4 protein-coding genes are annotated in these 3,281 nt (G+C 71.4%); all 4 read right to left on the reverse strand.

Annotation, left to right across the window (positions count from 1 at the left end; translation table 11 throughout):
* The coding region (locus tag HV826_RS36150) for a DNA-processing protein DprA (RefSeq protein ID WP_176421545.1) at window positions 1-474 on the reverse strand (474 nt) is incomplete at its 3' end.
* 138 nt (window positions 475-612) lie between these two features.
* Complete coding sequence (locus HV826_RS36155) at window positions 613-1,818, reverse strand: LysM peptidoglycan-binding domain-containing protein (protein ID WP_176421546.1); 1,206 nt, start codon at window positions 1,816-1,818, stop codon at window positions 613-615.
* Window positions 1,819-1,844: 26 nt separating this feature from the next.
* Window positions 1,845-2,681: a tetratricopeptide repeat protein gene (locus HV826_RS36160; RefSeq protein ID WP_176421547.1), complete on the reverse strand. Its 837-nt coding sequence runs from the start codon at window positions 2,679-2,681 to the stop codon at window positions 1,845-1,847.
* A gap of 84 nt (window positions 2,682-2,765) precedes the next feature.
* A partial coding sequence (gene pgeF / locus HV826_RS36165) for a peptidoglycan editing factor PgeF (RefSeq protein ID WP_176421548.1) occupies window positions 2,766-3,281 on the reverse strand: 516 nt, incomplete at its 5' end.

Here is a 3,281-nt window from a genome sequence, read left to right on the forward strand (position 1 = left end):
CCCGGACACCACCCCCACCCCTGACTCCGCCACCTGCCGGGCGAAGCGCCGCGCGAACGGAAGGAAGCCCTGATCCGGGTGACGGCTGCCTACCATGGCCAGCCGGCGCCGCGGCAGCCCCGGCACGCCCCGGTAGAAGAGCACCGGCGGCGCATCCTCCACCTCGGCCAGCCGCGCGGGATAGGCCGCCTGCCCCTGGAACGCCACCTTCATGCCCGACGTCCGGCAGGCTTCCCAGACCCGCCACGCCACCGGCGCCAGGCGCTCCACGGAGGCGAGCTTGCGACGAACCTGTGAGGAAACCGGCGCCTGGGACACCCAGTCTCGCACCGGAGTCGCGCCGAGCGGCGCCAGGCCTCCGTCCGCGAACGCGCGCAGGGCAGCCAGCGTCCTCGGCCCCAGGCCGGGAACGGCCCAGAGCGCGAGGCATGCTTGCTGCTCCGCCGTGAGGCTGTCCGTCTCAGCGTCCGCCATACCCGTCCCCCGCTCGATACCCACCTATATAGAAGGTGGGGCCGCTGGGAGGGGCGCGACACATAAACACCGGACCGCCACCGGTCAAGCACTCAGCCCCTCCATCCGAGGGGCGCATTGCACTTTTCCTGCCGCCGCTCAGCGGCTGGCCGAGGCCGACGCGCCCGGGGCCATGTAGGCGCGGTCGCCGGGGACCATTTCCTCCAGGGAGCGCATCATGAGGCAGTTGGAGGTGCGCTCCTTGACCTCGGTCACCATGCACCCGCCGATGTTCCGCCAGGGGTAGGCCTGCTCCTCCTTGGACGGCTTGCGCACGTCGTGGCCCAGCACGTGGCGGGACGGGTCGCCCTTGCGGAGGATGGTGAAGGTGTTGCCCAGCTCCACGCCGTCCGCGCTGCCCTTGTCCACGACGATGCTGTGGTTCTCACCCAGCACCGTGAGGTACGGCACCAGGGCGGTGATGACGGTGCCGTCCACCTTCTTCGTGTTCGGCTTCGGCGCCACGCGCTCGGTGAGGCGTTCGCCCACGGGGCCCACCAGGTCACCACGCTCAATGCCGTCCCAGGTGTCCATGATCTGCGCGGTGACGATGCCGTCGCCCACGCGCTGCACGCGCAGGGTGCCCACGAAGTCGGTGAGGTAGCCCAGCGGGCGCCCGGTCGCCGGGTGCTTCACGGCCTGGGTGGTGTGGTAGACGACGTAGCGGTCCCCCACCTTCACGTCCCCCTTCCGCTTGAAGCGCACGTAGACGCTGTCCGGGAAGGAGAGCATCACCGCGTTGGAGGGCGAGCCTTCGATGCGGCCGGCCTCGTCCAGCTCGCGCTGGGTGACGAAGCCCTGCGTCGTCACGGGGACGGAGCCGGCCACGTCGTAGCCAATCTTGCCCGTCACCGTGACCTGATCGTTGGAGGCGAACTCCGTCGGAGCCGTGATGTCGCCCTCGTCGACCACCATCTCGGTCACCTGGGTGGGGACCTCCTCGCCCGCGGCGAAGAAGCGCACCTGGTTGCCGGGGTAGATCCAGTGCGGGTTGGCGATCTCCGGGTTGTAGGACCAGACCTTCGGCCAGTACCAGGGGCTGCCCAGGTAACGCTGGGACAAGTCCCACAGCGTGTCACCCGACTCCACGGAGTGGACCTCACCAGGCGCGCTCTCACGGCCCCGGGGCGCGCCGGGCGGAATGGCGACGGAGGTCGGCGGCGCGGAGTCGGGCGCCTCGTCCATCACCTCGGCGCCGCCCATCTCACCGCCCGTGTCCTGCTCTTCCTCGTTCTCCTGCTGGGCGTACGCGGTGGGCGCGACGGCGAGGCTCAACATCAGCGAGGTGAGAATCCGGGAGCGCATCGCGGGACGTCCTTTCGAAAGAAACATCACTGGGGGATCGCGGCGAGCCGCTGTTCCGCCTGGGTAGCAGCCGCCGTCCCCGGGAACTGGGTGACGACGCGGGTGTAGAGCACCTTGGCATCCGCGGCCTGGTTGAGCCGCATCCGGCACTCGGCGAGCCGGAGCATGCCGTCCAGCATGGCGTCCCCGGCGGGATACGTGTTGATGAGCCGCTCGAACGTCTGCGCGGCCCCCTTGAACTCGTGGAGGCCAATCTGCCCCAGCCCGCTGAAATAGAGCGCGTTGTCGGCGCGCGGGTGACGCGGGTTGTCGTCGGCGAAGCGGCGCAGCTTCTCCACCCCGCCCTCCACGTTGCCGGTGCGGAGCATGTTCACGGCCTTGTCGAACTCCGCGTCGAGCACGTCGGGGTCCTGCTGCGCCCCCGCGTCCTCGTTCGACGCCACCATGGTCGCGGCGGGCCCTTCCTCCGGCGCGGGGCTGATGAACATCTCCATCTGCTCGTCGTCCGGCTCCAGCACCGCCACGGCGGTGGGCAGCTTCGGCGCGGGCTCATGGCGCGGCTTGAGCTTCACCACCGCCAGCTCCGGCGTGGCGCCCAGCGACTCCTCGGCGGACGCCTCCACCTTCACCGGGATGGGGCGCGCTGGCGGGCGCTCACTTGAGGCCCCCGCGCGCGACACGGCGTCATGCGCCTCCAGCCGGGCCACCCGCTCCACCAGGCGCTCCTGGGACGCGCGCAGCGTGCGCAGCTCGGAGCGCAGCGCGCTCACCTCCGCCTCCGAGGAAGCGGTGGTGGCGCAAGCACCCAGCGCACACAGGGGCGCGGCGGCGAGCAGACGGAAGATGACGGAGCGCGCGGGCACGGGCCTTCTTCAGCAGAGGGGTCCCCCCGAGGATAGGAAGGCCCGTCGGAGAGCGTCAAGAAATCGGCCCCCCACACCGGGTGGCTAGAAGCGGTGTACCACGTAATTGAGGTGCCGCCCCGTCCGCCCCGCGTCCCGCCGGTGGGAGAAGAAGCGCGCGGGCTCACACGCAGTACAGGCCTGTAGCACCTCGACGTGGGCCGGCTTGAGCCCGGCCCCCACCAACGTCCGGCGCACCGCGCGGGTCAGGTCCAGGCGCGGCCTTCCTTCCACCCACCGCACCACGTCATCCCCGAAGCGCGCGCTGAAGCGCCGCGCCAGCTCCTCCGACACCTCGTAGCAACAGACCTGTATCGCCGGGCCCACCGCCGCCAGCAGCCGCTCCGGCCTCGCGCCGCGGGCCACCAGCACCTCCACGGCGCGCGCGCTGATGTCCGCGTCCGTGCCGCGCCAGCCGGAGTGCACCGCCGCCACGCCGCGCCCGTCCGGGTCCACCAGCAGCACCGGCACGCAGTCCGCCGTGCCCACCGCCACCCAGCTTCCCGGTGCCTGCGTCCACAGTCCGTCCGCCTCCCCCTCCGTGGGGCGCAACCCCTGGGC

It is taken from the genome of Myxococcus sp. AM010, assembly GCF_013372585.1.
GTDB classification, from domain to species: domain Bacteria; phylum Myxococcota; class Myxococcia; order Myxococcales; family Myxococcaceae; genus Myxococcus; species Myxococcus vastator.

Excerpts from the sequence above, each read along its gene's own strand:
- HV826_RS36155 (WP_176421546.1), bottom strand. The coding sequence starts at position 1,818 with ATGCGCTCCCGGATTCTCACCTCGCTGATGTTGAGCCTCGCCGTCGCG.